Annotated in this window: 5 protein-coding genes; 2 read left to right on the forward strand and 3 right to left on the reverse strand. The window is 35.6% G+C overall.

Annotation, left to right across the window (positions count from 1 at the left end):
- Nucleotides 1–54: 54 nt before the first annotated feature.
- Nucleotides 55–717, reverse strand: coding sequence for a TfoX/Sxy family DNA transformation protein (locus BKK48_RS09465; protein WP_077428191.1), 663 nt, complete (start codon nt 715–717; stop codon nt 55–57).
- A 445-nt stretch (nt 718–1,162) separates the two neighbouring features.
- On the opposite strand from BKK48_RS09465, the gene recA reads away from it, so the two are divergent.
- A complete protein-coding gene (gene recA, locus BKK48_RS09470) occupies nt 1,163–2,218 on the forward strand; it encodes a recombinase RecA (protein ID WP_077428193.1) in 1,056 nt (351 codons plus the stop codon).
- Nucleotides 2,219–2,285: 67 nt separating this feature from the next.
- Nucleotides 2,286–2,744 carry a recombination regulator RecX gene (recX, locus tag BKK48_RS09475; RefSeq protein ID WP_077428195.1) on the forward strand — a complete coding sequence of 153 codons (459 nt, stop codon included), beginning with the start codon at nt 2,286–2,288 and terminating at the stop codon, nt 2,742–2,744.
- Between the two features lies 1 nt (nt 2,745).
- On the opposite strand, the gene crcB is transcribed toward recX, so the two are convergent.
- Together crcB and BKK48_RS09485 are read right to left on the reverse strand one after the other, a co-directional pair.
- Nucleotides 2,746–3,129: a fluoride efflux transporter CrcB gene (gene crcB / locus BKK48_RS09480; protein ID WP_077428197.1), complete on the reverse strand. Its 384-nt coding sequence runs from the start codon at nt 3,127–3,129 to the stop codon at nt 2,746–2,748.
- Nucleotides 3,129–3,947 carry a Cof-type HAD-IIB family hydrolase gene (locus BKK48_RS09485; protein WP_077428199.1) on the reverse strand — a complete coding sequence of 273 codons (819 nt, stop codon included), beginning with the start codon at nt 3,945–3,947 and terminating at the stop codon, nt 3,129–3,131. Before BKK48_RS09485 ends, crcB begins: the two co-directional genes overlap by 1 nt.
- Between the last annotated feature and the right edge of the window lie 153 nt (nt 3,948–4,100).

The raw sequence follows: 4,100 nt of genomic DNA on the forward strand, positions 1-4,100 counted from the left end.
TTTTTAATGACACGCAAGTGGTTTTTGCAAAAAAACGACTTAAATGATTGATTTTTACTCATCATCAAGCTTTCTATATCGCCTAAACCCTGCTTCATACAATGCATCATTTAGTTTTTTTAGAAGAATTTTTTTTTGAGCTTTAGTTAAAAACTCGCTATTTTTATTACTCAATGCGCAACATAATCGCCAGTATGTGTTTAGCGTTGCTGGAATACCTTGCTTTCTTAGCCGAACAATCGCATTTTCAGCACCTACAATTCTTAATGTTTTGACATCATGAATATCAACTTTTTTTAACATTCGTTCATATTTTATGGAAAGATTAGGAAGGTCCTTCAATCGATTTGCTTTTGATAGCTCAATCTCATTTTTTCTGTCTTGGATCTGCTTAATTGAAAGCATGATCAGTCTACGCAATAAACTGGTGTCTTCTAGTATAGAAGTAGAAAGAGCATAATATGAGGATAATAAAAACTTAGCGTTAGTTTCACATTTTGCAAAAGCTACACAGCCTCTTGCTATTAACTCCTTAGCCAGTTCTCCCTCAGCCTGAAGATAAAATTTCTTATTTAGCCACAGAGCAAACATTAGTTTTTGTTTATAAAATAATCCGTAGCCTGTAAAAAGATTTCTTGATGTAACATTACCAATTAATCCATTTATAAATTCACGGATAGTATCAATGTGTTCGTCTTTAAAATTTAGTATTGACATAAGATCTCCTTATCAATATAGAAAAGTGTTTCTTTTATAAAATTTATAACATTCGTTTTACGATAATCAAACAAACCGTCTTATACTTTATGACACAGATCGCAAATTTAAACGTTATCCCCTTAAAAACAATAATATAGTGATAAAGTAAGGCGTTTATAACACCACAAATACCACAGAAAAACACTTTCCTTTCCACAAAACATATTAATGTTTAAGTAAAACTTATACACATATCGTTAACATATGTCACTTTAATTTCATCATATCGGATCTCTTTGAACTACATCACGTTCAATATTTAAATCATCGTATTTAACCATTTCTCTTGTCATCTTACGAACTCGATCACATTTTTGGCAATAAAGATAAAAATCCGCTTGATACTGTATATCAATACAGATAAAATATATCCATTCAGTCAAACATAAATTTAAGGTTAAATATGGCTACTCAAGAGGAAAAACAAAAAGCACTTGCCGCAGCATTGGGGCAAATCGAAAAACAATTCGGCAAAGGCTCTATCATGAAATTAGGTGATACTAAAACCTTAGATGTCGAAGCTATTTCAACAGGATCAATAGGATTAGATGTTGCATTAGGTATTGGCGGTTTACCAATGGGACGCATTGTAGAAATCTTTGGTCCTGAATCATCTGGTAAAACAACGCTAACCTTATCAGTCATCGCTCAAGCTCAGAAAGCGGGTAAAACCTGTGCATTCATTGATGCAGAACATGCTTTAGACCCCATCTATGCTGCAAAATTAGGTGTAGATGTAAAAGAACTTTTAGTGTCTCAACCTGATAATGGTGAACAAGCATTAGAAATTTGTGATGCACTGGTACGATCAGGTGCTGTTGATGTCATTATTGTGGACTCGGTTGCGGCGCTTACCCCAAAAGCAGAAATTGAAGGCGATATGGGCGACTCCCATATGGGTTTACAAGCGCGTTTAATGTCTCAGGCTTTACGCAAACTGACCGGACAAATTAAAAATGCGAATTGCTTAGTAATATTCATTAACCAAATTCGGATGAAAATTGGCGTAATGTTTGGTAACCCTGAAACCACAACCGGTGGTAATGCGCTTAAGTTCTATTCCTCTGTTCGTTTAGATATCCGCCGAGCCGGAGCAATAAAAGAAGGTGAAGAAATTATTGGTAACGAAACCAAAGTCAAAGTGGTGAAAAACAAACTTGCAGCCCCATTCCGCCAAGCTGATTTCCAAATTCTCTATGGTGAGGGGATTTCAAAAGTAGGGGAATTAATTGAACTCGGAGTGAAACACAAACTCGTAGATAAATCAGGGGCTTGGTATTCGTACAATGGCGAAAAAATTGGTCAGGGTAAAGCTAATGCAATGAAATGGTTGCATGATAATGCGGAAAAAGCACAAGAGTTAGAAAGCAAAATTCGTGCAGAGCTCGTTGCAAACCCTGAAAACTCCTTAATGGCAGATATTGAGCAAATCGAAGATAATTCTTCGGATGATCTTTAATCTACAATAAACCAAGTGCGGCCAAATTCTCCTTAAATTTTGACCGCACTTTTTATGGAAGGAACGTATGTCTTCAATCGCATTAAATTATGTGATGACGTTATTAGCTCGTCGAGAATACAGTGAATTCGAACTTCGTAATAAAATGCAAGAAAAGGCATTTTCAGAAGAAGAAATTGAAAATACTCTCTCATTTTGCCAACAAAAAAATTGGCAAAATGATAAACGCTTTGCTGAAAACTATATTCATGCAAGATCACAGAGAGGCTACGGTGTTAATCGAATTAAACAAGAACTTCGCCAATTAAAAGGTATATCAAATGAGGTTATTGATGAGGCTTTATGGGAGACAACCGTTGATTGGCAATCACTAACGCTTTCTGTATTAAGAAAAAAATTTCCAAATTATGAGCAAAAGCAAACGCCTAAAATGAAACAAAAAATCTGGCAATATATGCTTTCTCATGGCTTTTACAGTGAAGATTTTGCCGATCTCATCGGCTCTACACCAGAAGAGGATTTCTAACCTAAACTCTAAATAAGAGCTTATACAATAAAATACCCAATGTCGTACTAATTAACCCACCGATTAAATGGAAAACAATAACCCCAAACGCATTAAACCATTTGTCTGACATGAGAAGCTCAATAACTTCCATCGAAAAAGAGGAAAATGTTGTAAATGCACCAAGAAATCCCGTCACCAAAAATAATTTCCACAAAGCATTCACTTGCGGATATTGCCAGAAAAATGCCATCAATATGCCAATCAAAAAACAGCCAATGAGATTAGCAAGTAATGTCCCCAAGGCAAAAGCAGAAAACACTGAGTTAAGACTGTAAGTTAATCCCCACCTTCCTAAAGCCCCGAATACCGCACCAAAACTAATACACAATATTGCTTGAAGCATTATTTAATACCGAAGTGAAGCCGAAGATACTTAGCGACCGCCTCATTTTGATTTGAACCTATCTGTTCTAACTGCGGACAAGCCTGTTTCAATCTTTCATCGGCATTCTCCATAATACAACCTTTTCCAACAAGAGAGAGCATTTCCACATCATTCATTCCATCTCCAAAAGCGATACAATTTTCCAAACCGTAATCCCGTTGCTCTAGAACATGTTTTAGCGCTTCTCCTTTTGACACATCTTTATTCATCACTTCCAAACAAGCTAATGCAGAATACACAATCGTTGTTTTATTGCCAAAGTGTTCACGTAAATATTTCTCCACTTCGATTAAATCTTCAGGTGTTTTTCCGATAAAAAATATTTTCTCTACATGGCGGGCATGATGCTTAGAAAAATCAACCACCTCATACATAAAGCCTGAATCTTGATGAAATTTTTTCAGTGCCGGAACGTCTTTATTAATAAACCAACCTTCGTCTTGATAGACATTTAAACAGACCTTAGTTTCATCAAATGGCGTTTTGTAAAGATCATATACGATATCTTCCGGTAAGCTATTACTATAAATGAGATTACCCGTCATATCCCGTACCCTTGCACCATTTGAGGTAATCATTACCGCACGCTCTGCACCGATTTTCCCGAGTATAGAAGCAACATCAGTATGATTTCTTCCCGTCGCAAGAATAATATCAATGCCATTTTGTTCAAGACGATTCAATGTATCAATCGTAAAGTCACCAATGACATGATCCGTATTTAATAATGTTCCATCCAGATCAGAAACCACAGCTCGAAAATGTTGTTTTGACATAAAAATTCCCTCAAAAATTTTTCTGATCATATCAAAAAATGAGGAAAAAATAACCGCACTTTTGACTGAATAAATGATAAAACAAAAGGGCAGATCATCTAAGATCTGCCCTCTCAATTGATTAATTCAATGAAAATTATTTAATAATTTTCG

The sequence above is a fragment of the Rodentibacter heidelbergensis genome (assembly GCF_002000125.1).
Taxonomy (GTDB): Bacteria; Pseudomonadota; Gammaproteobacteria; order Enterobacterales; family Pasteurellaceae; genus Rodentibacter; species Rodentibacter heidelbergensis.

Excerpts from the sequence above, each read along its gene's own strand:
- BKK48_RS09465 (WP_077428191.1), bottom strand. The coding sequence starts at position 717 with ATGTCAATACTAAATTTTAAAGACGAACACATTGATACTATCCGTGAA.
- recA (WP_077428193.1), top strand. The coding sequence starts at position 1,163 with ATGGCTACTCAAGAGGAAAAACAAAAAGCACTTGCCGCAGCATTGGGG.
- recX (WP_077428195.1), top strand. The coding sequence starts at position 2,286 with ATGTCTTCAATCGCATTAAATTATGTGATGACGTTATTAGCTCGTCGA.
- crcB (WP_077428197.1), bottom strand. The coding sequence starts at position 3,129 with ATGCTTCAAGCAATATTGTGTATTAGTTTTGGTGCGGTATTCGGGGCT.
- BKK48_RS09485 (WP_077428199.1), bottom strand. The coding sequence starts at position 3,947 with ATGTCAAAACAACATTTTCGAGCTGTGGTTTCTGATCTGGATGGAACA.